This is a genomic window from Peribacillus frigoritolerans, from assembly GCF_004358755.1.
Classification (GTDB): domain Bacteria; phylum Bacillota; class Bacilli; order Bacillales; family Bacillaceae; genus Bacillus_P.
In genome coordinates this window covers 1,390,505-1,416,226 of sequence record NZ_SMZY01000001.1, presented here as the reverse complement: position 1 = coordinate 1,416,226, position 25,722 = coordinate 1,390,505, and the positions used below count along the sequence as shown (strand labels likewise).

Genomic DNA, 25,722 nt, shown 5'->3' with positions numbered 1-25,722 from the left:
CCATGCAAGCTCGAGATTTATCTGTTTTATTAAGTGTCATATTGATTGTAGCAATGCTGATTATCCCGTTTCCAACATGGCTTTTGAGCCTGCTGATCATGTTGAATATAACCCTCGCTCTGCTCGTTCTTTTAACTTCAATGAATATGAGGGAGCCGCTCGATTTTGCCATTTTCCCATCTTTACTGCTGCTGCTGACTCTCTTTCGTCTTGGATTGAATGTTTCTACTACACGTGCGATTCTCTCACATGGAGAAGCAGGCGGTGTTGTTGAGACATTTGGGACGTTTGTCGTAGGCGGAAATGTATTAGTAGGTTTTGTTGTATTCCTTATCCTGATAATCATTCAGTTTGTGGTTATCACGAAAGGATCTGAAAGGGTATCTGAAGTTGCGGCGCGATTTACTCTTGATGCGATGCCCGGAAAACAGATGAGTATTGATGCTGATTTAAATGCAGGCGTCATTTCTGAGCAGCAGGCCCGCACACGCCGTGAAAAAGTGTCCAGAGAAGCAGATTTCTACGGAGCCATGGACGGTGCGAGCAAGTTTGTAAAGGGAGATGCGATTGCAGGGATCATCATCGTGATTATCAATATGATTTTCGGAATCATTATCGGAATGATGCAGCTGGGCATGGGTTTTGGAGATGCGGCAGCTCACTTTACGATGCTTACAGTCGGTGACGGTATTGTCAGTCAAATACCTGCCCTGCTTATTTCAACCGCAACCGGAATAGTTGTGACAAGAGCTGCTTCTGACGGTAATTTAGGAACAGATATTACAAGTCAATTGTTTGCTTATCCGAAAATGATGTATGTCGCAGCGGGAACCATTCTCCTGCTCGGAATATTTACACCGCTCGGTTTATTTGTTACAGTGCCGATTGCGTCTGCATTTGGTTTCGGAGGATATTTTATTTCTAAATCGAAACAGGATCAGCTGAAATTAGAAGAAGAAGTGGAAGAGGAAGTTGAGATTGATGATATGAAAACACCTGAGAGTGTCGTTCAGCTGCTGAATGTGGATCCCATTGAATTTGAATTTGGATATGGTCTGATTCCGCTTGCTGACACGAATCAGGGGGGGGATCTGCTTGACCGGATCGTGATGATCAGGAGGCAGCTTGCGATTGAACTTGGACTTGTGATTCCAGTTGTGCGAATACGTGACAACATCCAGCTCCAGCCCAATGAATACAGGCTGAAGCTAAAAGGAAATGAAGTAGCCAAAGGTGAGGTTCTTCTGGATCATTATCTAGCTATGGCTCCTGGTATTGAAGATGATTCCATTGAGGGAATTGATACGATTGAGCCCTCGTTTGGGCTTCCCGCCAAATGGATTAATGAAGAAAACAAGGATGCGGCTGAAATGTTCGGTTATACCGTCGTTGATCCCCCGTCAGTTGTTTCTACACATATTACTGAAACGATAAAACAATATGCCCATGAGCTTCTTGGGCGTCAGGAAACAAAACAGCTTATCGATCATTTAAAAGAGTCGTATCCGATTCTGGCAGAAGAGGTTACACCATCTCCCCTTTCAATCGGTGAAATTCAAAAAGTGCTTGCAAAGCTATTAAAGGAGAAGGTGTCGATTCGGAATTTGCCGGTGATTTTTGAATCTTTGGCTGATTACGGAAAAATGACGTCAGATACCGAATTATTAGGAGAATACGTCAGACAGGCATTAGCAAAACAAATTACAAGCCAGTATTCATCAGGTGAAACGCTGAAAGTAGTGACTCTTTCAGGAAGGGTCGAAAAAGCTGTTGCAGAAGGTGTGCAGCAAACAGAGCATGGAAATTACCTGTCTATTGAACCTGACATCTCTCAAGCTATTATTGAATCGATCGCAAAGGAGATCGAACAATTAGCCCTGCAGGAACAGTCACCGATCCTTCTATGTTCGCCGGCTGTAAGAATGTATGTCAGACAATTAATAGACCGCTATTTTCCACAGCTGCCTGTGCTCTCCTATAACGAGCTTGAGGCCAACGTGGAAGTTCAAAGTGTAGGGGTGGTGAATATCGCATGAAGGTAAAAAAATATATTGCTCCGAATATGCAGGAAGCGATGAAAAAAATTAAAAGTGAACTCGGTCATGATGCCGTGATTCTAAACTCAAAGGTCATTCATACAGGCGGAGTCTTTGGTCTTTTTACGAAAAAAAAGATAGAAGTGATTGCCGGGCACGATCCGGATCCGCTGATTAATAGAAGTCACTTGAAAACCGGATATGTAAAAGACGAGCCTGCAGAGACAGCGGCATATGAGATGAATCATGAGCAAACCGTGATGTCAGAGGTTCTTGAACTGAAAAAACTTGTGAAATCCATAACTGTGAATGAACAACAAAAGAATCTGCCTTCTCATCTGATAAAGCTGAATCAATTTCTTAAAGAAAAAGGAATAGGTTCTGCAGGCAGAAATGACATTCTTTCAGACTACTATGGTGACAAGACAGAGCCATCCGAATTACATTCAGAAGTAGTTAAGATGATGGAGAAAAAGATGGGACACCTGGCGTTTGGAGGAATCTCCTATCAAAAGAAATATATTAATGTTGTCGGTCCAACTGGTGTCGGAAAAACAACTTCACTGGCGAAGCTCGCAGCTGAAAGCATGCTGAAAAATCAAAAAAAAATTGCTTTTATTACTACGGATACATACAGAATCGCAGCAATCGAACAGATCAAAACGTACGCCAAAATATTAAATGCACCGCTTGAGGTCTGTTATTCGCTTGAAGACTTTCAGAAAGCAAAAGAAAAATTCAAGGAAATGGATATGGTTTTTATTGATACCGCCGGCCGGAATTTCAGGAACCGGCAGTTTGTAGCAGATTTAGAAAAGCTGATTGATTTCACCGAAGAAGTGGAAACATTCCTCGTGCTGTCGGTTACTTCTAAACTAAAGGACATGCTTGAAATCTATGATAATTTCTCTTCCATTCAAATCGATAAAATCATTTTTACAAAGCTTGATGAAACCAATTCAAAAGGATTGATGTATGATTTTATTCAGTCTGCTGATAAAGGCGTTGCCTATATGACGAACGGACAGAACGTTCCGGATGATATTCTGATGGCTACCGCAAGACTGGCAGCGGAAGAGATTTTGAAGTAATGGATCAGGCAGAGCAGTTAAGGCTGCATTTACAGCAACTGAATAAAAATGATGCAAGATCCATTGCTGTCATCAGCGGAAAAGGCGGGGTCGGCAAATCGAATTTTACAATCAATTTTGCTATCAGGTTAGCAGAAAATGATAAACGTGTGCTTGTTTTTGATTTGGATATTGGTTATGGAAACATAGACATCCTTATAGGGCAATCGAGCTCTTGTTCAATCTTAGACTTTTTTAATCGAAAAAAAGAGCTGGATGAACTGATACAAAAGGGCCCTGGAGGTTTTGACTATATATGCGGAGGAACCGGATTATCATATTTGTTCAAAATGGAGAAATCTCAGTTTGATTCTTTCTCCGCTAAGATTGAAGCATTGTTTAAAAGATACGATTTCATCATTTTTGATATGGGTGCCGGTATGACAGAGGAAAGCTTGAAATTTGTTTTGTCAGCAGATGAGCTGATCATGGTCACTACACCTGAGCCAACTTCCATTACGGATGCCTATTCAGCCATCAAGCAAATAAGCATGCATGATAAAAGCATCCCGATTTCCATTGTTGTGAACAAGGCTGATCATGCCAAAGCAGCCCATCAGATATCTGTAAGAATGCAGGGTGCAATTGAACAGTTTCTTGATATGAAATCCTCATACTCAGGATGGCTGCCTGATGACGGTGTTGTTTCACAGGCTGTAATCAGACAGATACCATTTACTATATTATTTCCCAAAAGCGCGGCAAGCAGGGCGCTGCATGAGATTGCTGCGAATTTTTTGGACGGCGGCAAAAAGGATACGGCAATCCATCCAAAAACTGCTTCGTTTCTCTTTAAAATGTCGCAATTGATCAGAGGAGGCAGATATTAAATGACCAAGATTAGGGTTCTGGTGGTAGACGATTCTGCCTTTATGAGGAAGCTGATCACCGATTTTTTAGAAGAAAGCGGCTTTATAGAAGTGGTGGCTGCAGCGCGCAATGGTCAAGATGCCCTGTCTAAAATCGGCCTATTGGATCCTGATGTCATTACGCTTGATATTGAGATGCCGGGGCTGAACGGTCTTCAACTATTAAAACGGATTATGGAGGATTTCCCAAAACCTGTGATTATGCTGTCGAGCACCACAAAAGAAGGGGCAGATCATACCATTCAATCCCTGCAGCTTGGCGCGATCGATTTTATCACAAAACCTTCGGGAGCGATCTCTCTTGATCTCCATAAAGTGAAACAGGAATTAATTCAAAAAGTACAGATGGCAAGTCATTCAGGCGTTAAAAAAACTAGTTCTATAAGAATGGAACCGATCAAAATAAATAAGAAGACATGCGTACATAGGTACAGTAAACATCTCGTCTGCATCGGAACTTCCACAGGCGGCCCAAGAGCTCTCCAGCAGGTTTTGCCCAGGCTGCCGGAAGATCTTGAAGCACCAGTCTTTATCGTGCAGCATATGCCAGAAGGATTTACTTCTTCTTTAGCTGCAAGACTGAATGCTCTTTCAGCTATAAATGTGAAAGAAGCAGAAGAAGGTGAACTTGCTTTAAATGGAACAGCCTATATTGCGCCGGGCGGATTTCATATGAAGATTGCAGGGGATAAAAACGGGATGATCATCAGGCTGAATAAAGAAAATCCGCGGAGCGGCCACAGACCCTCTGTTGATACGTTGTTTGAATCAATAAGCATGCTTGAAAATATTCATAAAGTGGCTGTTATTATGACAGGCATGGGGGCAGACGGAACAGTAGGATTAAAGAAATTAAAGCAGTCTGGAGATCTGCATGCCATCTCAGAATCTGAAAAAACGTCGATTGTTTTTGGAATGCCGAAGAACGCTTTTCAGACAAAAGCAATTGATGCAGTTTTAGATGTACAGGATATTGCTGCTTCTATTATGAAATTTATTCGAGGCTAAGGGGAGTAAACTTAAATGGATATGAGTCAATACTTAGAGGTCTTCATTGAAGAAAGTAAAGAACATTTGCAGTCTTGTAATGAAAAGCTGCTGGAACTGGAGAAAAACCCTGCAGATTTATTCATCGTTAATGAAATTTTCCGTTCAGCCCACACATTAAAAGGCATGAGTGCGACGATGGGGTACAGTGATTTAGCTAATTTGACCCACCAGATGGAAAACGTGCTTGATGCTATCCGCAATAAGAACCTGCAAGTATCCGATGTCCTGCTTGATGCCGTCTTTCAGGCTGTTGATGACCTTGAAGTAATGGTTTTATCCATTGCGGAAGGCGGAGACGGAAAGAAAGATGTTAGCAGCGTGATTGCCAAGCTGAAAAAGATTGAAACGGGTGAACCTGAGAAAATGGAACATACAGTCGAAGAATCATTCCTCACAACTATGAAAGAATTCGATGATTTTGAGCGGACTGTTCTGCAGCAGTCAAAAGAGCAGGGCTTTCATACATATGAACTGACGATTCGATTAAGAGAAGATTGTCTCTTGAAGGCAGCGCGTGTTTTTATGGTTTTTGAAATAGCTGAAAAGCTAGGAGAAGTCATAAAATCTGTTCCTTCAGTTGATTTGCTTGAAGAAGAAAAATTTGATCGGCAATTTCAGCTCGCTTTTGTCACTAAGGAATCTGCAAATGAAATAGAAAGACAAATCATGAAGGTTTCTGAAATTCAGTCTGTTGAGGTTTCTCCGCTTTCGATTGATGAAAGATTGATAGAAAAAGAACCTGGTCAAAATGAAAGTGCTGCAAATTCAGAGCAGGCAGCTGCAAAAGATGAAGCAGCTGTTTCTAAAGGAGCCGTTCAAGCAAGCTCAAAAACGATCCGCGTGAATATTGACAGACTTGACAGCCTAATGAATCTTTTTGAAGAACTTGTGATTGACAGAGGAAGGCTTGAGCAGATCTCAAAGCAGCTGAAAAATAACGAGCTAAATGAAACAGTGGAGCATATGTCGCGTATATCAGGAGATCTTCAAACGATTATCCTGAACATGAGAATGGTCCCTGTTGAGACGGTTTTCAACCGTTTTCCCCGCATGATCAGACAGCTTGCTAAAGACTTAAATAAAAAAATCAATCTTGAGATAAACGGTGCTGAAACGGAGCTTGACCGGACTGTTATTGACGAAATCGGAGACCCGCTCGTACATCTTTTAAGGAATGCCATTGATCATGGAATTGAATCGCCTGAAACGCGCCTTAAGCACGGAAAGCGCGAAGAGGGCAAAGTTGTCCTTAGAGCTTATCACAGCGGAAATTATGTCTTCATTGAGATTGAAGATGACGGAAATGGCATCAGCAGAGAAAGAGTATTAAAGAAAGCGATTGACAGAGCGATTGTATCAGAAAAAATGGCTGAGGCACTTTCTGATAAGCAGGTATATGAATTGATTTTCTCTTCCGGGTTTTCTACAGCAGAAACGATATCAGACATATCCGGTAGAGGAGTGGGACTTGATGTAGTCAAAAACACCATTGAAGCTCTTGGAGGTTCGATTTCGATCGATTCGAGAGAATGTGCAGGTTCCCTATTTTCCATTCAGCTTCCCCTCACGCTGTCTATCATATCTGTCATGCTTGTCAAGCTTGCGAATGAAACATTTGCTATTCCGATATCTTCAATCATTGAAACGGCCGTGATCAGCAAAGATGAAGTCATGAGTGCACATAATCAGAAAGTCATTGACTTCAGAGGCAGAATTGTCCCGCTTATCTCCCTTACAGAAGTTTTTGAAGTGCCGGCTGAAAAAGAAGAAGACTCACATCTTGCAATTGTTATTGTAAAAAAAGGAGACAAAACGGCTGCACTGACAGTGAGTTCGTTTATTGGCCAGCAGGAAATTGTTCTAAAGTCACTGGGACATTACCTGAACTCCGTTTTTGCTGTATCCGGTGCAACGATTCTCGGCGATGGACAAGTGGCATTAATCATAGATTGCAACGCTCTTATCAAATAGTTTATTTACCGAATAGGGGATGTAGAAATGACGGATACAATCAAAAAACAGATGAAAATGATTGTTTTTCAATTAAATCACGAAGAATACGGTATTTCAGTCGATAAAGTGCGTTCTATTGAAAAAATACAGACCTTTACACGTGTTCCCGGGACAGAGCCTTTTGTTAAAGGTGTTATCAATTTAAGAGGGATTGTCACGCCAATTATTGATTTGCGCACAAGATTTAATCTGGAGCAGAAGCCATTTACTGATAGCACGAGGATCATTGTTGCTTCTTTAGATCAATTTGAGGTCGGATTGATCGTCGATGCCGCTAATGATGTCATTGATTTGGCATTGGATGAAGTGGAATCTGCTCCAGAGGTTGTCGGTGCAGTAGAGGCAGACTATGTAGAAGGTATTGCTAAAATCGGCAGACGCCTGATGATCATTCTTGATTTGAATAAAGTATTGGCAGCAGACAAAACGTTTGCCCTTCAATCTTAAGGTTCTTATGTATGAATGATTTTAATCAGCTTACAGCTCTGCATTTGGATCTTTTAAAAGAAGCGGGCAATATAGGAGCCGGTCATTCGGCTACAGCTCTTTCGGCTCTTTTAAATAAAAGAATTGAAATGAAGATTCCTGATGTCAGCCTGCTTTCATTTAATGAGCTTACAGAACGTTTAGGCGGACCGGAAATGGCTGTGGCTGGCCTTTATTTAAGAATTGAAGGGGACCTGCCGGGTTCCATGTATTTTATCTTATCCCTTGAACAGGCTGAAAGATTCATCCGGAATTTGACGAAGGATCCAGGGTTTAACATAGAAAATATTGAACAGGAAGAAATCGGAACCTCTGCCCTTAAAGAGCTTGGAAATATCGTGACGGGATCTTATTTGACTGCATTGTCAGACTTTACAGGTCTCAGGCTTTATCCATCAGTTCCAGGCCTTTCCATTGATATGTTCGCAGCCGTCATTACACATGGGCTGATTGAGCTCTCGCATGTGAGCGATTACGCTATTGTCATTGATACAGCTATCCAAGAGAGCGGCGATGAGAGCACAGAAGTGATCCAAGGTCATTTTTTCCTGATGCCGGACCCGGACTCTTTTGACAAACTCTTCAAATCAATAGGGGTATAACAGCATGACTCAAATAGTGGAGATTGTAAAAGTCGGAATAGCTGAAAAAGATGTCGTAGAACCGCCAAAGTGGATTCGCACTTCAGGCCTTGGTTCTTGTGTAGGACTTGTTCTTTATGATGAGTTCAGAAAAATAGCAGGATTGGTGCATGTCATGCTTCCTGATTCAGCTCTCGCCAAGTCAGGTGTACAAAATCCATCTAAGTATGCTGACACTGCAGTCAAAGAACTAATCAGACAAATTATTTCATGCGGAGGACGCCGGGGTTTGTTAAAAGCAAAACTTGCAGGCGGTGCGCAAATGTTTCAATTTCAGTCTGCAAACAGCACGATGCGCATCGGTCCAAGAAATGTCGAAGCCATACTCGAACAGCTTCATCAATTGCACATTCCCGTTGTAAGCATGGATGTAGGGGGAAGCAGCGGGAGAACAATCGAGTTTGATCCTGCTACCTGCATGATGCATATAAGAACGGTGAATCAAGGATCTAAAACGATATAAAAAACACACCAGAAGTTAAAAATCACAAATCAAAAGGGGAGAAAAATGATACAAGCAGCAAAAATCGAAGAACAAGAGCATTGGGACAAATGGATTCACTTCCGCGACAATGATGCGTGCGATGCGCTGATTAAAAGATACATGCCGCTTGTAAGCTATCATGTGCAGCGCATCTCCGTCAGTCTGCCTAAATCAGTGAATAAAGAGGATTTAAAGAGCATCGGAATGATCGGGTTATATGACGCCCTTGAAAAATTTGACTACAAAAGAGATCTGAAGTTTGAAACATATGCTTCATTCCGGATAAGAGGAGCCATTTTAGACGGTCTCAGAAAAGAAGACTGGCTGCCGAGAAGCTCAAGAGAAAAAGCTAAAAAAGTGGATGCGAGTATAGAGCGTCTTGAGCAAAAGTATTTGCGGAATGTGATGCCCCGCGAAGTTGCAAAGGACCTTGAAATGTCAGAAGAAGAAGTAACACACATTATTAATGAGGGTTTCTTTGCAAATGTTCTTTCTATAGACGACCAAAATCACGAGCACGATGAACAGGAGCACCATTCAAAAATGGTTCTGAAAGACGAGAAGTCAATTTCTCCCGAGGAAAAAATCGTGAAGGATGAGCTGATTCGGCAATTAAGTGAAGTCATCATCGGCCTCTCTGAAAAAGAACAGCTTGTGGTCAGTTTATTTTATAAAGAAGAACTGACGCTTACAGAAATCGGACAAGTGATGGGGCTTTCGACATCGCGCATTTCCCAAATTCACTCGAAAGCGCTGTTCAAATTAAGAAATTTACTTGAAAAAATCATTCAATAATGAATCAGCATAAGTCTTAAAACAAGTGAGTGAACAAATATATGACAGCCGTTCTATTGATCATCAGCATGATTCTCCATGCTGCAGGTTTTTATTTTATTGCCCTTTTATTTTTAAAATATCAATCAGTTAAACAATCAGAAGAAAAGCAAGCAGCCATGCTTGAAGAAGCAGAGCAGTCGCTTGCAGCTTATTTGATTGAATTTAAGGAAGAGAATGAAAAACTGATAGCCGGAATGAAAATGGCTCAGCAGAAAGATATTAATATAGGTAGAAACAGCTCTCACCCGGAAAAATCAGAGACAAAACCGGAAGATCCGGAATTTCCGGTTCTCCGAATAGCCCATGAAGATCAGCCGGAGTTATCAGACCTATTGGAAAAAGGTCAACACGAATCAGAAGAGGAAAAGATCATTTCCCTTTATCAAAAAGGGTTTTCTTCTGAGGAAATAGCGAGAGAATTTAATAAAGGGAAAACAGAAGTTGAGCTTTTGCTTAAATTCCGTCAAAACTAGTCGATTTTTGCTTGCTTATGATCAATCCTTATGATATATTAATTTTTGGTGTTAATACACACGCCATAGATTTGGGCAATGGTGCTGTTTAAAACAGTTTTGCCTAAAGATGATATGTGCGGAGGAGCAAAAACCATTTAGGAGGAAATATCATGTCAGTCATTTCAATGAAGCAACTACTTGAAGCAGGTGTTCACTTCGGTCATCAAACACGCCGCTGGAACCCTAAAATGAAACGTTACATCTTCACAGAGCGTAACGGCATCTACATCATCGACCTTCAAAAAACAGTTAAAAAGGTTGAAGAAGCTTACCAATTCACGAAAGAACTTGCTGCAAACGGCGGTACAATTCTTTTCGTCGGTACAAAAAAACAAGCTCAAGATTCTGTTAAAGAAGAAGCTGAGCGTTCAGGCATGTACTTCGTTAACCAACGCTGGTTAGGCGGAACGTTAACAAACTTTGAAACAATTCAAAAGCGCATCAAACGTCTTAAAGACATCGAAAAAATGCAAGAAGACGGCACTTTCGAAGTACTTCCTAAGAAAGAAGTTGTTCAGCTTAACAAAGAGCTTGAGCGTCTTGAAAAATTCTTAGGCGGAATCAAAGACATGAAAGGTCTTCCTGATGCATTGTTCATCATTGACCCTCGCAAAGAGCGTATTGCAGTTGCTGAAGCTCGTAAATTAAACATTCCGATCGTTGGTATCGTTGATACAAACTGTGATCCAGATGAAATTGATTACGTTATCCCTGCAAACGATGATGCAATCCGTGCAGTTAAGCTTTTAACTTCTAAAATTGCTGATGCAATTCTTGAAACAAAACAAGGTGAAGAAACAACTGCTTAATTAGGTAAAGTAAAGGTGATAAGAGGGGAATGCCTTTTATCACCTTTTTTAAAGAGGCTCCATTCTTCGGGAGGAGCCGTCCTTTTATAATGCAAAAGCAAACAGCATTCATTTATGAATGAAAACAATACATAACGCCGAAAACGGCCACATAATAAGGAGGAAAACTCTCATGGCAATTACTGCTCAAATGGTAAAAGAACTTCGCGAAAAAACTGGTGCAGGCATGATGGACTGCAAAAAAGCTTTAACAGAAACAAACGGTGATATGGAAAAAGCAATCGACTTCCTTCGTGAAAAAGGAATCGCTTCTGCATCTAAAAAAGCAGACCGCGTTGCTGCAGAAGGCTTAGCACTTGTTAAGTCTGAAGGCAACGAAGCTGTTATCCTTGAAGTAAACTCAGAAACGGACTTCGTAGCTAAAAACGAAGGCTTCAAAGAACTTCTTGATGCACTTGCTTCACATTTGCTTGCTAAAAAACCTGCAAACCTTGATGAAGCTATGACTCAAACAATGGACAACGGATCAACAGTTGCTGATTTCATTAACGCTGCAATCGCAAAAATTGGTGAGAAAATCACGCTTCGCCGCTTTGAAATTGTAACAAAAACAGACAGCGACGCATTTGGTGCTTACCTGCACATGGGCGGACGCATTGCTGTATTAACTGTTCTTGAAGGAACAACTGAAGAAGAAACTGCAAAAGATGTTGCTATGCATGTTGCTGCGGTTAACCCTAAATATATCGGACGCGACGCTGTAAGCGAAGAAGAAGTAACTCGCGAGCGCGAAGTATTATCTCAGCAAGCTCTAAACGAAGGCAAGCCTGCTAACATCGTTGAGAAAATGGTAGAAGGCCGTCTTGGCAAATTCTTCGAAGACATTTGCCTTCTTGAGCAAAGCTTCGTTAAAAACCCTGATTTAAAAGTTAAACAATTCGTAGAATCTAAAGGCGCTTCAGTGAAGAGCTTTACTCGCTACGAAGTTGGCGAAGGCATTGAAAAACGCCAGGATAATTTCGCTGAAGAAGTTATGAACCAAGTCAAAAAATAATCAAGTCTGTTACGCCTGCTGAAGCAAAACTTTAGCAGAAGACAGAAATGAGTAAATGAAAAACAGGGAACACACATCTGTGTTCCCTGTTTTTAAAAAATCATTTACACGGTACTTAGATCTATTGGAAAAGACTTGGAGGTCATTATGAGCAAACCTAAATATAATCGTATTGTACTTAAATTAAGCGGTGAAGCTTTGGCTGGAAACGACAGCTTTGGCATAAAGCCTGCCGTTATTCAATCCATTGCTAAGCAAGTAAAGGAAATTGCAGAACTGGATGTTGAGGTTGCTGTTGTAGTAGGCGGCGGAAACATTTGGCGCGGTAAAATCGGCAGTGAGATGGGCATGGACCGTGCGACAGCAGACTATATGGGGATGCTCGCCACTGTTATGAATTCACTTGCTCTTCAGGACAGCCTTGAAACGTTTGGAATTCAAACTCGCGTTCAAACTTCCATTGAGATGCGTCAAGTGGCTGAACCGTACATAAGAAGAAAAGCAATCAGACACCTGGAGAAAAAACGGGTTGTCATCTTTGCTGCCGGTACAGGAAATCCGTATTTCTCTACTGACACAACAGCTGCACTGCGTGCTGCAGAAATTGAAGCTGATGTCATTCTGATGGCTAAAAACAATGTCGACGGAGTTTATACAGCCGATCCTAAAAAGGACTCAACAGCTGTAAAATATGAAACACTTTCTTATCTGGATGTTTTAAAAGAAGGTTTAGAAGTAATGGATTCAACTGCTTCATCACTATGCATGGATAATGATATTCCGCTTATTGTCTTCTCAGTTATGGAAGAAGGAAATATTAAACGTGCGGTATTAGGCGAAAATATCGGAACTATTGTAAGGGGGAAATAATCATGGCAAAACAAGTGCTATCACAAGCGAAAGACAAAATGGAAAAAGCAGTATCTGCATTTAACAGAGAGCTTTCTACTGTCCGTGCCGGACGTGCGAATGCATCATTGCTTGATAAAATCGTTGTAGACTATTACGGTGCTCCAACACCTGTAAATCAATTAGCTTCCATCAATATTCCTGAAGCAAGATTGCTTGTAATCCAGCCTTATGACAAAACAGTCTTAGGCGAAATTGAAAAAGCGATTTTAAAATCAGATCTTGGTTTAAACCCGACAAATGACGGATCTTTAATTCGTCTTGCTATTCCTGCACTTACTGAGGAGCGACGCAAAGAGCTTGCAAAGCTTGTTAAAAAATATGCTGAAGAAGCAAAAGTTGCTGTCCGCAATATTCGCCGAGATGCAAACGACGACTTGAAAAAGCTTGAAAAAAATGGCGAAATTACGGAAGATGAGCTTCGCAGCAACAATGACAATGTTCAAAAAGCAACAGATGATTTCATCAGCAAAATTGATGCAATTGCAAAAGATAAAGAAAAAGAAATCATGGAAGTTTAAGAAAAAACTCTGTACAATGGAATTGTGCTTAAAAGACCCTCTAATGTTTACAGGGGGTTTTTTTGTTAATACTGTTAACATTGTTGCAGTATATGAGACCGCAGAATGGTGATGGAGGAATCACATGCTTGGCAAACTGAAAAAATGGAGAAATCCTAACCGTGAGCAATCGGAATTGACAAAAGAAGAAATTCTGCAACGGGAAATTCCGGAACATATTGCAATTATTATGGATGGAAATGGCCGCTGGGCTAAAAAAAGAGCTCTTCCCAGAATTGCCGGACATCATGAAGGCATGAAAGTTGTCAGAAAAATAACGAAGCTTTCTAATGAACTAGGAGTAAAAGCCTTAACCTTGTATGCTTTTTCTACAGAGAACTGGAAGAGACCAAAAACGGAAGTAGATTACTTGATGAAGCTGCCTGAAGAATTTTTGGGAACATTCCTCCCTGAGCTTGTAGAAGAAAATGTGCAAGTGAGAATTATAGGAGAAGAATCAAAAATTCCAGAACATACACTTCGCGCTGTGCAAAAGGCAAAGGAAGATACGAAAAATAATAATGGTCTTATCCTGAATTTCGCCCTTAATTATGGCAGCCGGGCCGAAATGATTCATGCGGTTCAGGGAATTGTGCAGGACGTTGAGAAGGGCAGCATCAGCCCTGAAGACATTAATGAAGCATTGTTTTCACAATACTTAATGACAAAAGACATGAGAGATCCGGATTTGCTGATTCGAACAAGCGGAGAAATCAGGCTGAGCAATTTTATGCTCTGGCAGCTTGCATATTCTGAATTTGTCTTTACAGACGTGCTTTGGCCGGACTTCAGCGAGGATCATTTACTTGCAGCCATTGATGAATACCAGCATAGAGGGCGAAGATTTGGCGGCTTATAAGATGAGGGTGACAGAGTGAAACAAAGAATCATAACTGCCGTAATCGCTTTGGCCGTTTTTTTGCCGGCCGTAATTTATGGACGCGCTCCTTTTACTATTTTTATCTACTTATTAGCTTCCATCGCCCTTTATGAACTGCTGAAGATGAAGCGAATTACGATATACAGTGTACCGGGGCTGCTCAGTTTATTCTTGCTTTGGGTTCTATTAATCCCCAGTAACTACATAAACTTATTAGATGAATACAGCATTACTAAAATAGAAATTGCATTGCTTGGTGTCCTGTTTTTCTTATGTTATACCGTGATGACAAAGAACAGATTTTCCTTTGACGATGTAGGATTCACCATTATAGCAACCATGTACATCGGGATCGGATTTTTTTATTTTATTGAAATGCGAAACATTGGCCTTTATTCAATCTTTTATGCCCTGCTGATTATTTGGGCTACAGATTCAGGCGCTTATTTTATCGGAAAATCTGCAGGTAAAAGAAAGCTGTGGCCGGAAATAAGTCCAAACAAAACGATTGAGGGATCTATTGGAGGAATCTTCTGCGCTGTCATCATCGCATGGATCTTTCAATCTTTTACTGCCTTTGCAGACTCCTATTTCAGCATCACACTAATCACTGTTTTACTGTCCATTTTTGGACAAATTGGGGATTTGGCCGAATCAGCGTTAAAGCGTCATTATCAAGTAAAAGATTCAGGACATATCCTGCCTGGACACGGGGGAATCTTGGATCGCTTTGACAGTCTGATCTTTGTATTGCCGATCATGCATTTCTTGTTTCTGTTTTTTAACTGAATAGATTATCTGTGACAAACGAATGGGAGTGACATGGTGAAGAAGATTAGCTTATTGGGTGCAACAGGTTCAATTGGTCAGCAAACACTGGATGTAATTAAATGTCATCCCGATCAATTTCAGCTTGTTGCCATGTCTTTTGGAAGTAATTTGGAGCTTGGAAGAAAAGCGATTTCTGATTTTTTACCAAGTCTTGTAGCTGTTAATGATTTTAATGCATATTCACAGCTTAAAGAAGAATTTCCGAACATAACATTTACATATGGTGCCGAAGGTCTTATAGAAGCAGCTGTTATTTCTGAAGCTGAAATTGTGGTAAATGCAGTTGTTGGAAGTGTCGGACTAATGCCTACTTTAAAAGCAATTGAATGCAAAAAAACGATTGCGCTTGCAAATAAAGAGACCCTGGTTACTGCCGGACATCTTGTAACAGAACATGCAAGAAAATATGGTGTGGATCTTCTTCCGGTTGACAGCGAACATTCCGCTATTTTTCAATGTCTGCAGGGTGAAAATCCTAAATCACTGGAAAGATTGATTGTAACGGCATCCGGCGGAAGCTTCCGCGACAGAAAACGTGAAGAGTTAGCAGATGTAACAGTCGACGAGGCACTGAACCATCCGAATTGGTCCATGGGTGCTAAAATCACAATTGATTCTGCTACTATGATGAACAAAGGTCTTGAAGTGATTGAGGCACACTGGCTCTTTGATTTGCCATACGAAAAGATAGAGGTACTGCTTCATAAAGAAAGCATTATTCACTCTATGGCAGAGTTTCATGACCGCAGTGTGATCGCGCAGCTAGGATCTCCGGATATGAGAGTGCCCATTCAATATGCCTTATCCTATCCAGAACGATTGCCGCTCTCATCAACCAAGCAATTAAATCTGTGGGAAGTAGGCAAGCTTCATTTCGAGAAAGCGGACTTTGAAAGATACCGCTGCTTACAATTTGCGTATGATTCAGGTAAAATAGGCGGTACAATGCCGACTGTTCTGAATGCTGCAAACGAAGAAGCAGTCGGAGCATTTTTAAAAGGACAAATTGCCTTCCTTCAAATTGAAGATCTCATAGAAAAAGCTTTGACAAAACATAGTGTGATATCAAACCCGGATTTGCATATCATTCAAGAAGTGGACAAAGAGACGAGACAATTTGTTCAAACATTATATTCATAAAGGTGGTCATGAAACGTGAATACCGTTTTAGCGTTTGTTATTATTTTTGGAGCACTCGTATTCTTTCACGAGCTGGGACATTTAGTTTTAGCAAAACGGGCAGGTATTTTATGCCGTGAATTTGCAATTGGGTTTGGACCGAAGATCTTTTCTTTCATGAAAGATGAAACGGTCTATACCATCAGACTCCTTCCCCTTGGCGGATTTGTCCGCATGGCTGGTGAAGATCCAGAAATGATAGAAGTGAAGCCTGGATATAATGTAGGTTTGCTGTTTAATAAAGAAAATAAAGTTGAAAAAATCATCCTTAATAATAAGGAAAAATATCCGCGTGCAAGAGTCATTGAAGTAGAACAGGCTGATCTTGAACATAAAATGTTCATTTCAGGTTATGAACAGGGCGAAGAGGATGAAATTCTGAAAAACTTTGAAGTGAGCGAAAAATCTTTCTTCATTGTGGATGGTTCTGAAGTTCAAATTGCCCCTTATAACCGCCAGTTTGGCTCGAAAACGCTTGGACAGCGGACAGCGGCGATTATTGCCGGACCGCTGATGAATTTTATTTTAGCGTTTGTCCTGTTATTCTCCCTTGGATTTATTCAGGGGGCTCCAATAGATGAACCGATTTTAGGGAAGCTGACGCCGGACGGTTCAGCTGTAGAATCTGGACTTAAAGAAGGCGACGAAATCACATCCATTGAGGGAAAAGTAATGTCTTCATGGAAACAGGTCGTTTCTGTTATTCAGGCAAATCCAGAACAAGAACTGACTTTTGCCATTAACCGCGGCGGTCAAAACCTTGAAGTGGAAGTAGTTCCTGAAGCGAGTAAAGTAGGGGAAGAAACGATTGGCAGAATCGGTGCTTATAACCCTGTTGAAAAATCTTTCTTCGGCTCATTGAAATATGGAGTAACGGAAACATTCAATTGGACAAAAGAAATTCTGCTTGGACTTGGAAAATTGGTCACTGGACAGTTTTCGATCGACATGCTTTCAGGTCCGGTGGGAATTTATGACATGACAGACCAAGTAGCAAAAACAGGCATCATCAATTTAATGAGCTGGGCTGCCATTCTGAGCATCAACTTAGGTATTGTCAATATGCTTCCGATTCCTGCACTGGACGGAGGAAGACTATTATTCTTCCTTGTAGAAGCGCTGAGAGGGAAACCGATTGACCGCCAAAAAGAAGGCGTCGTCCATTTTATCGGTTTTGCCTTATTGATGCTGTTGATGCTGGTTGTCACATGGAATGATATTCAAAGATTCTTTTTATAAGGCTTAGCTATGACCTGAGAGGCCGTTGTCATTTTTACTCAGACCGTCCTCTCTTTTTCTTAAACCAGACTATTAAAATGTATAAATAGATAGAGGTGCCCAAAGATGAAACAGAGTATGACATTTATTCCTACTTTACGAGAAGTGCCTGCAGACGCTGATATTAAAAGCCATCAGCTTTTATTGCGTGCAGGCTTCATGCGTCAAAATGCAAGCGGGATTTACAGTTATTTGCCGCTTGCTTCCATTGTCCTGAAAAAAATTGAGCAAATTGTGCGTGAAGAAATGAATCGTGCCGGATCATCCGAACTGTTAATGCCTGCACTTCAGCAGGCAGAGCTTTGGCAGGAGTCAGGCAGATGGTATACGTACGGCCCTGAACTAATGCGGATGAAAGACCGTCACAGCCGTGAATTTGCGCTTGGTGCAACCCATGAAGAAGTTATTACTTCTCTTGTTAGAGACGAGGTAAAATCGTATAAAAGACTGCCTTTGAATCTATTTCAAATTCAATCTAAATTCAGAGATGAAAAGCGACCTCGTTTCGGTCTGCTTCGCGGCCGTGAATTTATTATGAAAGACGCCTATTCTTTCCATGCATCTTTTGAAAGTCTTGATGATGTCTACGAAAAAATGTTCCAGGCTTACAGCAATATCTTCTCACGCTGCGGCTTAAATTACCGTGCAGTCATCGCAGATTCCGGTGCAATGGGCGGGAAAGATACGCATGAATTCATGGTACTCTCAGATGTAGGAGAAGATACGATTGCATACTCTGATACTTCCCAGTATGCTGCAAACATTGAAATGGCTCCTGTCATTAATCAATACGAAAAAAGCGGCGAGGAAGCTCAAAGTCTTGAAAAGGTGGAAACACCCGATCAAAAAACTATTGAAGAAGTTTCTGCGTTCTTAAATACAGCTAAAGAGCAATTAATTAAGTCTCTTCTTTTCAAAGTGGATGAGAAATTCGTCTTAGTTTTAGTACGCGGTGATCATGAGGTTAATGACATCAAAATTAAAAACTTGTATGGAGCTTCCGTTGTAGAGCTTGCATCGGCTGAAGAGACAAAGCAGGCAGCCGGAGTACTGCCGGGCTATGTAGGTCCTGTTGCAGTCAGCTCAGAAGTAGAGATAATTGCTGACATGGCCGTTCAGGCAATCGTAAACGGTGTGTGCGGAGCTAACGAAGAGAACTATCATTACACAGGCGTGAATATTGAACGTGATGCAAACGTATCTCAATTTGCTGATTTGAGATTTATTGAAGAAGGAGACTTATCTCCTGATGGACAAGGCATCATTCAATTTGCAAAAGGCATTGAAGTAGGTCATGTATTTAAACTTGGCACACGTTACAGTGAAGCTATGAATGCTACGTTCCTGGATGAAAACGGCAGAGCGCAGCCGATGATCATGGGCTGCTACGGAATTGGAGTTTCACGAACACTTGCAGCCATCGTCGAGCAATATAACGATGAAAAGGGCATTGTATGGCCTGCTGCGGTTGCTCCGTTCCAGGTTCACCTAATTAGTGCCAATGCAAAAAATGAGGTTCAGGCTGAATTAAGTGATAAATTATATGCAGATCTTAAAGAAGCTGGATTTGAAGTTCTATACGATGACCGCATTGAACGTGCAGGCGTGAAATTTGCAGATTCAGATCTCATCGGCATTCCAGTAAGAGTCGTGGTTGGGAAACAGGCGGCTGACGGAATCGTTGAAGTGAAGGTCCGCAAAACAGGTGAAGGAATGGATGTTGCATTGTCTGATTTAACTGGCACCATTTCCAATTTATTATCCAATTAAAAAACATGAAGCTCTCATTTATTCATGTTATGATAAGTAAGTGAATAAAACATTTAAAGGTACCTCGCAAAGAGCGAGGTACCTTCAATTATGAGGATCGATTATTGTAAGAGGGGACGGTTAGAATGGACGAACTTTCGAAAGCTCAAAAAGAGCGATTTCAGCTGCTGCTTCAGCAAATCGATTTAACAGACGATGCTGTTTTTAATCATTTTAAAAACGGTGCGATCACTAAACTGACGGTCCATAAGCTGTCAAAGAAATGGGAATTTCAATTTTCATTTGACCGGATCCTTCCTTTTGAAGTGTACCGGATTTTTTATGCGAAATTAACAAAATCGTTTTCGCATATAGCTGATGTATCATTTAAAATTACCGTTAATGATCAAACATTTGATGAAAAATTAATTGCAGACTATTGGTCGGTTTGTGTCCAGGAAATGCAGGGGATTTCTCCTCCTATGCTCTCGTTGTTAAATGAGCAAATTCCTGAAGTACAGGGATTAAAGCTGATTGTAAAAACGAGAAATGAAACCGAAGCAATGGCCATCAAGAAAAAATACACATCGGTTCTTCAGGACAGCTTTGCTCAATTTGGCTTTCCGCTCATTCAGCTGGATACGACCGTTAATATATCAAAAGAAGAAATTCAAAAGTTCCAAGAGCAGAAGAAGCTTGAAGATCAAGAAAAAATGATGCTTGCCATTACAGAAATGGATAAGAAAGATCAAGAACAGGAGGCTCCTCAGGGTCCTCTGATGATCGGCTATGCCATTAAGAATGACGAAGAAATCAAACAGATCAGCACGATTGAAGATGAGGAGCGCCGCATCACCATTCAAGGATATGTATTCGATGCCGAAACTAGAGAGCTTCGCAGCGGAAGAACATTAAGCACGTTTAAAGTTACGGACTATACAAACTCCATTTTAGTAAAAATGTTTGCTCGTGATAAAGAAGACGCAGTTCTTCTGCAAACACTGAAAAAAGGGATGTGGGTTAAGGTTCGCGGCAGCATTCAGAATGATACATTTGTAAGAGATTTAGTCATGATTGCAAATGATATTAATGAAATCAAACCTGAAATTCGTCAGGATACGTCTGATGAAAAAAGAATAGAGCTTCACTTGCACACTCCAATGAGCCAAATGGATGCTGTATCATCTGTCAGTTCTTTAGTCGGACAGGCAAGTAAATGGGGGCATCCTGCTGTAGCAATCACTGATCACGCTGTTGCACAGTCGTTCCCTGAAGCGTATTCTGCCGGCAAGAAAAATGGCATCAAAGTCCTTTACGGTGTTGAAATTAACCTGGTAGATGACGGAGTGCCGATTGCTTATAACGAGCAGGATCGCTTTTTGCCTGAAGCAACCTATGTCGTATTTGACGTAGAGACAACCGGCTTATCAGCTGTATACGATACGATTATCGAGCTTGCAGCCGTTAAAATCAGAAACGGCGATATCATCGACCGTTTTGAGTCATTTGCAAATCCTCATCACCGTCTATCAGCGACAACAATAGAGTTAACCGGCATTACAGATGATATGGTGGCAACAGCTCCAAATGTAGATGAAGTGCTCCGCAGGTTCAAAGAGTGGGCAGGAGAGGACATTTTAGTTGCGCATAATGCAAGTTTCGATATGGGCTTCTTAAACGTTGGCTACAAACAGCTGCTTGGTGCCGGCAAAGCAGCCAATCCTGTCATCGATACTCTTGAACTTGGCAGATTTTTATACCCTGAGCTGAAAAGCCACAGATTAAATACACTTGCCAAAAAGTTTGATATTGAGCTGACTCAGCATCACCGTGCTATTTTTGACGCGGAAGCGACAGGATATCTCCTGCTCCGAATGCTGAAAGATGCTGCTGAAAAAGGAATTGAGAACCATAATCAGCTTAACGATAATATGGGGCAGGGCAATGCTTATCAGCGAGCTCGTCCTTATCATGCGATTCTGCTTGCCCAAAATGAAATTGGCTTAAAGAACTTGTTTAAACTAGTTTCGCTTTCTCATATTGATTATTTCTACCGTGTTGCACGAGTGCCGAGATCTCAGCTTACAAAGCACCGCGAAGGGATCCTTGTCGGCTCAGCATGCGACCGCGGGGAAGTGTTTGAAGGCATGATGCAAAAGTCTCCGGAGGAAGTGGAAGATATAGCCGCTTTCTATGACTACATTGAGGTGCAGCCTCCTGAAGTATACCGCCACTTAATTCAGATGGAGTATATCAAGGACGAAATGGCTCTCAAAGAAATCATCACGAACCTGGTGAATCTTGGCGAAAAGCTTGAAAAGCCGGTCGTTGCAACCGGAAACGTGCACTATCTTCAGCCGGAAGATAAAATTTACCGCAAGATTCTAGTAAACTCTCAGGGCGGTGCGAATCCGCTCAACCGCCACGAGCTTCCAAACGTTCATTTCAGACCAACAAATGAAATGCTCGATTGCTTCAGTTTTCTCGGGAAAGAGAAAGCACGTGAAATTGTCATTGACAATACACATCGTGTAGCAGAATTAATTGAAGAAATAAAACCTATTAAAGATGACCTTTATACACCAAAAATTGAGGGTGCAGACGATGAAATCCGCGAAATGAGCTACAGCATGGCCAGAAGCATTTATGGCAGCCAGCTTCCGAAAATCGTCGAAGCAAGACTTGAAAAAGAACTGAAAAGTATCATCGGCCACGGCTTTGCCGTTATCTACCTGATTTCGCACAAGCTTGTTAAAAAATCTCTTGACGATGGATATCTTGTTGGATCAAGGGGCTCTGTCGGATCATCCCTTGTTGCAACCATGACAGAGATAACAGAGGTTAACCCGCTGCCTCCGCATTATGTTTGTCCTGACTGCAAGCATTCAGAATTCTTTAATGATGGTTCAGTAGGTTCAGGGTTTGATCTGCCGAATAAGGACTGTCCTCAATGCGGAGCTAAATTCCATAAAGATGGACATGATATTCCGTTTGAAACGTTCCTTGGTTTTAAAGGAGATAAAGTACCCGATATCGATTTGAACTTCTCGGGAGAATATCAGCCGAGAGCGCATAATTACACGAAGGATCTATTTGGGGAAGATAACGTGTTCCGCGCCGGAACCATCGGTACCGTCGCTGAGAAAACAGCTTACGGATATGTGAAAGGCTACGCGGGTGACAACAACTTGATGCTGAGAAATGCAGAAGTCGACCGTCTTGTCCAAGGCTGTACAGGCGTAAAAAGAAATACCGGCCAGCATCCGGGCGGAATCATCGTTGTACCGGATTATATGGATATATACGATTTTTCACCGATTCAATTTCCAGCTGATGCCACAGGTTCTGAATGGAAAACGACTCACTTTGACTTTCATTCCATTCATGATAATTTGCTGAAGCTTGATATTCTGGGACACGACGACCCGACAGTGATCAGGATGCTCCAGGATCTTAGCGGAATTGATCCGAAAACGATTCCGACTGATGATAAAGAGGTAATGAAAATATTCAGCGGGACAGAATCCCTTGGCGTAACAGAAGAACAGATTATGTGTAAAACCGGTACACTTGGAATTCCGGAATTCGGTACCCGCTTTGTCCGCCAAATGCTTGAAGACACAAAGCCGACTACATTTTCTGAGCTCGTGCAAATTTCCGGACTTTCCCATGGAACGGACGTATGGCTTGGAAATGCACAGGAATTAATTCACGATAATACTTGTACGCTGAGCGAAGTAATCGGGTGCCGTGATGATATTATGGTTTATTTAATCTATCAGGGGCTCGAACCTTCATTTGCCTTTAAAATAATGGAGTCTGTGCGTAAAGGGAAGGGTCTTACACCGGAAATGGTTGAGGAAATGAAAAAGAATGAGGTGCCTGACTGGTACATCAGCTCATGCCTCAAAATAAAGTACATGTTTCCGAAAGCCCATGCCGCAGCATATGTTTTGATGGCTGTCCGGATTGCCTATTTTAAAGTGCATCATGCCCTGCTTTATTATTCTGCTTACTTCACAGTCCGTGCCGATGATTTTGACATCGAAACGATGGTAAAAGGATCAGAGCCAATTAAGGCGAAAATAGTTGAGATTAATCAAAAAGGACTTGAGGCATCTCCTAAAGAAAAGAGTTTACTGACAGTTCTTGAACTTGCCCTTGAAATGTGCGAGCGCGGCTATTCGTTCCAAAAAGTAGATCTGTACAGATCAAGCGCAACGGATTTCCTGATTGACGGGAACTCTTTAATTCCGCCTTTCAATTCCATTCCAGGGCTCGGAACAAATGCTGCTATAAATATCGTAAATGCAAGACAGACCGGAGAATTCCTCTCCAAAGAGGACCTTCAGCAGCGCGGCAAGGTGTCTAAGACAATTATTGAATACCTTGACAAGCAAGGCTGTCTCGAGTCACTCCCTGATCAAAATCAGCTGTCTCTGTTTTGATTTTTTTGACAGACTTGTTAATTGGGAAATATTCACTGAATCTTTTCAGGAGAAAAATCTTGCAATATCTTCTGAAATGCCTTACACAGTTTGATTTTAATTTGCAATAAATGGCCGGTTATGTTATATTTTTTATGGAAATGCTAACGATAGTTAGAGGCAGAGAGTGGGGCAACCCACTCTTTCGTATTGAGTAGAGATTTTATTGTCTCTTCATTCGGATCGCGTGTTGTGTACATACATTCCCTGCTCAATATGAAGCAGGGTTTTTCAGCAACTAATAGTGTCATATTTGCTTCTATTTCACAAGGAGGAACGGGATGAGCAAAAAAGTTACTGAAATCGTAGCAGAATTAGCTATGCCGATTTTAGATGAATTAACATTGGAATTAGTGGATGTGGAGTTCGTAAAAGAAGGAAAAGAATGGTTTTTGCGGGTATTCATAGATTCAAGTGATGGAATCGACATCGAGCATTGCGCGATTGTCAGCGAAAAACTAAGTGAAAAATTAGATGAAACAGATCCAATTGAACAAAATTATTTTCTTGAAGTTTCATCGCCTGGGGCTGAGCGTCCGCTTAAGAAGGACTCTGACTTCACAAAATCAATCGGCAAAAATGTTTATATTAAAACATATGAGCCTTTTGAAGGCTCAAAAGTATTTGAAGGAGAGCTTACTGCTTTTGACGGTGAGCATGTTATTGTGACGATCTTAATTAAAACACGCAAAAAACAAATTCAAATACCTTACGAAAAAATCGCCAGTGCCCGGCTCGCTGTCACATTCAACTAAATAAACTGTTAGATGGATAAGGGGGAAACCGTTAAGATGAGTAATGAACTTTTAGATGCCTTAACGATTCTTGAAAAAGAAAAAGGCATCAGTAAAGAAGTGATCATAGAAGCCATTGAAGCTGCTTTGATCTCAGCTTATAAACGAAATTTTAATCAGGCTCAAAATGTGCGCGTTGATTTAAACCGCGACACAGGAACAATGAGAGTCTTTGCAAGAAAAGATGTAGTTGATGAAGTATATGATCCAAGACTTGAAGTTTCTGTTGAAGAAGCTCAAAGCGTAAATCCAAGCTATCAAGTAAATGATGTTCTTGAAATGGAAGTTACGCCTAAAGACTTCGGCCGCATTGCAGCTCAAACAGCCAAGCAGGTTGTAACGCAGCGTGTGCGCGAGGCAGAACGCGGCGTGATCTACTCTGAATTTGTAGATCGCGAAGAAGATATCATGACTGGCATTGTCCAAAGAATTGATTCTAAATTTATTTATGTGAGCCTTGGCAAAATTGAGGCGCTGCTTCCTGTAAGCGAACAGATGCCAAATGAGAAATACAAGCCTCATGACCGCATTAAAGTATTTATTACAAAGGTTGAAAAAACAACAAAAGGACCTCAAATTTTCGTTTCACGCACTCATCCTGGCTTATTAAAACGATTATTTGAAATTGAGGTTCCTGAAATTTATGACGGCACGGTTGAAATTAAATCAGTGGCGCGCGAAGCTGGCGACCGTTCGAAAATTTCTGTGCATTCAGACAACCCTGAGGTTGATCCAGTCGGTTCATGTGTAGGTCCTAAAGGCCAGCGTGTGCAGGCAATTGTAAATGAATTAAAAGGCGAAAAGATTGACATTGTAAAATGGTCAAACGATCCTGTTCTGTTTGTGGCTAATGCTTTAAGTCCATCTAAAGTTCTTGATGTTAATGTGAACGAAGATGATAAAGCGACAACAGTGGTTGTTCCTGACTATCAATTATCGCTTGCTATCGGCAAAAGAGGCCAAAATGCACGCTTGGCGGCCAAATTGACAAACTGGAAGATTGATATTAAAAGCGAGACAGACGCACTTCAAATGGGCATTTATCCTCGTGCAGGAGCAAATGTTCCGCTTGACGAAAGCGATGATGATGAGCCGCTTTTTTCTTTCAATCAAGATGAATTAGACAAGTAA

Annotated in this window: 22 protein-coding genes; all 22 read left to right on the top strand. The window is 41.3% G+C overall.

Annotation, left to right across the window (positions count from 1 at the left end; translation table 11 throughout):
* The first annotated feature begins 2 nt into the window (after nt 1-2).
* The 22 genes from flhA to nusA all read left to right on the top strand — a co-directional run bounded on the left by flhA (nt 3) and on the right by nusA (nt 25,722).
* The gene (gene flhA, locus E2R53_RS07300; protein ID WP_133311052.1) at nt 3-2,036 is read left to right on the top strand and encodes a flagellar biosynthesis protein FlhA; all 2,034 of its coding nucleotides are present in this window, start codon (nt 3-5) and stop codon (nt 2,034-2,036) included.
* Nucleotides 2,033-3,127 (top strand): flagellar biosynthesis protein FlhF, encoded by a 1,095-nt coding sequence (flhF, locus tag E2R53_RS07295; RefSeq protein WP_133311051.1) that lies wholly within the window; start codon nt 2,033-2,035, stop codon nt 3,125-3,127. Before flhA ends, flhF begins: the two co-directional genes overlap by 4 nt.
* Entirely contained in the window at nt 3,127-3,996 is an 870-nt protein-coding gene (locus E2R53_RS07290) for a MinD/ParA family protein (RefSeq protein WP_133311050.1), read from the top strand. Before flhF ends, E2R53_RS07290 begins: the two co-directional genes overlap by 1 nt.
* The gene (locus E2R53_RS07285) at nt 3,997-5,043 is read left to right on the top strand and encodes a protein-glutamate methylesterase/protein-glutamine glutaminase (protein ID WP_133311049.1); all 1,047 of its coding nucleotides are present in this window, start codon (nt 3,997-3,999) and stop codon (nt 5,041-5,043) included.
* Between the two features lie 15 nt (nt 5,044-5,058).
* The gene (locus E2R53_RS07280; RefSeq protein ID WP_133311048.1) at nt 5,059-7,056 is read left to right on the top strand and encodes a chemotaxis protein CheA; all 1,998 of its coding nucleotides are present in this window, start codon (nt 5,059-5,061) and stop codon (nt 7,054-7,056) included.
* A gap of 27 nt (nt 7,057-7,083) precedes the next feature.
* Nucleotides 7,084-7,545 (top strand): chemotaxis protein CheW, encoded by a 462-nt coding sequence (locus E2R53_RS07275; protein WP_133311047.1) that lies wholly within the window; start codon nt 7,084-7,086, stop codon nt 7,543-7,545.
* An 11-nt stretch (nt 7,546-7,556) separates the two neighbouring features.
* Nucleotides 7,557-8,186: a chemotaxis protein CheC gene (locus E2R53_RS07270; RefSeq protein WP_133311046.1), complete on the top strand. Its 630-nt coding sequence runs from the start codon at nt 7,557-7,559 to the stop codon at nt 8,184-8,186.
* A gap of 4 nt (nt 8,187-8,190) precedes the next feature.
* Entirely contained in the window at nt 8,191-8,688 is a 498-nt protein-coding gene (locus E2R53_RS07265) for a chemotaxis protein CheD (protein WP_133311045.1), read from the top strand.
* Nucleotides 8,689-8,736: 48 nt separating this feature from the next.
* Complete coding sequence (locus E2R53_RS07260) at nt 8,737-9,504, top strand: FliA/WhiG family RNA polymerase sigma factor (RefSeq protein ID WP_133311199.1); 768 nt, start codon at nt 8,737-8,739, stop codon at nt 9,502-9,504.
* 41 nt (nt 9,505-9,545) lie between these two features.
* Nucleotides 9,546-10,019, top strand: coding sequence for a DUF6115 domain-containing protein (locus E2R53_RS07255; protein WP_133311044.1), 474 nt, complete (start codon nt 9,546-9,548; stop codon nt 10,017-10,019).
* 152 nt (nt 10,020-10,171) lie between these two features.
* Nucleotides 10,172-10,870: a 30S ribosomal protein S2 gene (gene rpsB / locus E2R53_RS07250; protein WP_029281282.1), complete on the top strand. Its 699-nt coding sequence runs from the start codon at nt 10,172-10,174 to the stop codon at nt 10,868-10,870.
* A gap of 172 nt (nt 10,871-11,042) precedes the next feature.
* Nucleotides 11,043-11,924 carry a translation elongation factor Ts gene (gene tsf / locus E2R53_RS07245; protein WP_133311043.1) on the top strand — a complete coding sequence of 294 codons (882 nt, stop codon included), beginning with the start codon at nt 11,043-11,045 and terminating at the stop codon, nt 11,922-11,924.
* A gap of 147 nt (nt 11,925-12,071) precedes the next feature.
* Nucleotides 12,072-12,794, top strand: a complete 723-nt coding sequence (gene pyrH, locus E2R53_RS07240) for a UMP kinase (RefSeq protein WP_133311042.1) — start codon at nt 12,072-12,074, stop codon at nt 12,792-12,794.
* 2 nt (nt 12,795-12,796) lie between these two features.
* Entirely contained in the window at nt 12,797-13,354 is a 558-nt protein-coding gene (frr, locus tag E2R53_RS07235) for a ribosome recycling factor (protein WP_133311041.1), read from the top strand.
* Nucleotides 13,355-13,478: 124 nt separating this feature from the next.
* Nucleotides 13,479-14,252 carry an isoprenyl transferase gene (locus tag E2R53_RS07230; protein WP_133311040.1) on the top strand — a complete coding sequence of 258 codons (774 nt, stop codon included), beginning with the start codon at nt 13,479-13,481 and terminating at the stop codon, nt 14,250-14,252.
* Between the two features lie 15 nt (nt 14,253-14,267).
* Nucleotides 14,268-15,062: a phosphatidate cytidylyltransferase gene (locus E2R53_RS07225; protein ID WP_133311039.1), complete on the top strand. Its 795-nt coding sequence runs from the start codon at nt 14,268-14,270 to the stop codon at nt 15,060-15,062.
* A 36-nt stretch (nt 15,063-15,098) separates the two neighbouring features.
* On the top strand, nt 15,099-16,244 hold the full coding sequence (gene dxr / locus E2R53_RS07220) for a 1-deoxy-D-xylulose-5-phosphate reductoisomerase (RefSeq protein ID WP_133311198.1): 1,146 nt from the start codon (nt 15,099-15,101) through the stop codon (nt 16,242-16,244).
* A gap of 15 nt (nt 16,245-16,259) precedes the next feature.
* Nucleotides 16,260-17,522: an RIP metalloprotease RseP gene (gene rseP, locus E2R53_RS07215; RefSeq protein WP_133311038.1), complete on the top strand. Its 1,263-nt coding sequence runs from the start codon at nt 16,260-16,262 to the stop codon at nt 17,520-17,522.
* 105 nt (nt 17,523-17,627) lie between these two features.
* Nucleotides 17,628-19,331: a proline--tRNA ligase gene (locus E2R53_RS07210; RefSeq protein WP_133311037.1), complete on the top strand. Its 1,704-nt coding sequence runs from the start codon at nt 17,628-17,630 to the stop codon at nt 19,329-19,331.
* A 125-nt stretch (nt 19,332-19,456) separates the two neighbouring features.
* Nucleotides 19,457-23,758, top strand: coding sequence for a PolC-type DNA polymerase III (locus tag E2R53_RS07205; protein WP_133311036.1), 4,302 nt, complete (start codon nt 19,457-19,459; stop codon nt 23,756-23,758).
* Between the two features lie 320 nt (nt 23,759-24,078).
* Nucleotides 24,079-24,552: a ribosome maturation factor RimP gene (gene rimP, locus E2R53_RS07200; RefSeq protein ID WP_070877284.1), complete on the top strand. Its 474-nt coding sequence runs from the start codon at nt 24,079-24,081 to the stop codon at nt 24,550-24,552.
* Between the two features lie 36 nt (nt 24,553-24,588).
* Nucleotides 24,589-25,722 (top strand): transcription termination factor NusA, encoded by a 1,134-nt coding sequence (nusA, locus tag E2R53_RS07195; RefSeq protein WP_070877285.1) that lies wholly within the window; start codon nt 24,589-24,591, stop codon nt 25,720-25,722.

What these genes read in the sequence shown, in the direction of transcription:
- flhF (WP_133311051.1), top strand. Translation starts at nt 2,033, where the DNA reads ATGAAGGTAAAAAAATATATTGCTCCGAATATGCAGGAAGCGATGAAA.
- E2R53_RS07205 (WP_133311036.1), top strand. Translation starts at nt 19,457, where the DNA reads ATGGACGAACTTTCGAAAGCTCAAAAAGAGCGATTTCAGCTGCTGCTT.
- E2R53_RS07280 (WP_133311048.1), top strand. Translation starts at nt 5,059, where the DNA reads ATGGATATGAGTCAATACTTAGAGGTCTTCATTGAAGAAAGTAAAGAA.
- E2R53_RS07230 (WP_133311040.1), top strand. Translation starts at nt 13,479, where the DNA reads ATGCTTGGCAAACTGAAAAAATGGAGAAATCCTAACCGTGAGCAATCG.
- E2R53_RS07270 (WP_133311046.1), top strand. Translation starts at nt 7,557, where the DNA reads ATGAATGATTTTAATCAGCTTACAGCTCTGCATTTGGATCTTTTAAAA.
- flhA (WP_133311052.1), top strand. Translation starts at nt 3, where the DNA reads ATGCAAGCTCGAGATTTATCTGTTTTATTAAGTGTCATATTGATTGTA.
- frr (WP_133311041.1), top strand. Translation starts at nt 12,797, where the DNA reads ATGGCAAAACAAGTGCTATCACAAGCGAAAGACAAAATGGAAAAAGCA.
- E2R53_RS07210 (WP_133311037.1), top strand. Translation starts at nt 17,628, where the DNA reads ATGAAACAGAGTATGACATTTATTCCTACTTTACGAGAAGTGCCTGCA.
- E2R53_RS07290 (WP_133311050.1), top strand. Translation starts at nt 3,127, where the DNA reads ATGGATCAGGCAGAGCAGTTAAGGCTGCATTTACAGCAACTGAATAAA.
- E2R53_RS07275 (WP_133311047.1), top strand. Translation starts at nt 7,084, where the DNA reads ATGACGGATACAATCAAAAAACAGATGAAAATGATTGTTTTTCAATTA.
- rpsB (WP_029281282.1), top strand. Translation starts at nt 10,172, where the DNA reads ATGTCAGTCATTTCAATGAAGCAACTACTTGAAGCAGGTGTTCACTTC.
- rimP (WP_070877284.1), top strand. Translation starts at nt 24,079, where the DNA reads ATGAGCAAAAAAGTTACTGAAATCGTAGCAGAATTAGCTATGCCGATT.
- E2R53_RS07285 (WP_133311049.1), top strand. Translation starts at nt 3,997, where the DNA reads ATGACCAAGATTAGGGTTCTGGTGGTAGACGATTCTGCCTTTATGAGG.
- nusA (WP_070877285.1), top strand. Translation starts at nt 24,589, where the DNA reads ATGAGTAATGAACTTTTAGATGCCTTAACGATTCTTGAAAAAGAAAAA.
- E2R53_RS07265 (WP_133311045.1), top strand. Translation starts at nt 8,191, where the DNA reads ATGACTCAAATAGTGGAGATTGTAAAAGTCGGAATAGCTGAAAAAGAT.
- tsf (WP_133311043.1), top strand. Translation starts at nt 11,043, where the DNA reads ATGGCAATTACTGCTCAAATGGTAAAAGAACTTCGCGAAAAAACTGGT.
- E2R53_RS07255 (WP_133311044.1), top strand. Translation starts at nt 9,546, where the DNA reads ATGACAGCCGTTCTATTGATCATCAGCATGATTCTCCATGCTGCAGGT.
- pyrH (WP_133311042.1), top strand. Translation starts at nt 12,072, where the DNA reads ATGAGCAAACCTAAATATAATCGTATTGTACTTAAATTAAGCGGTGAA.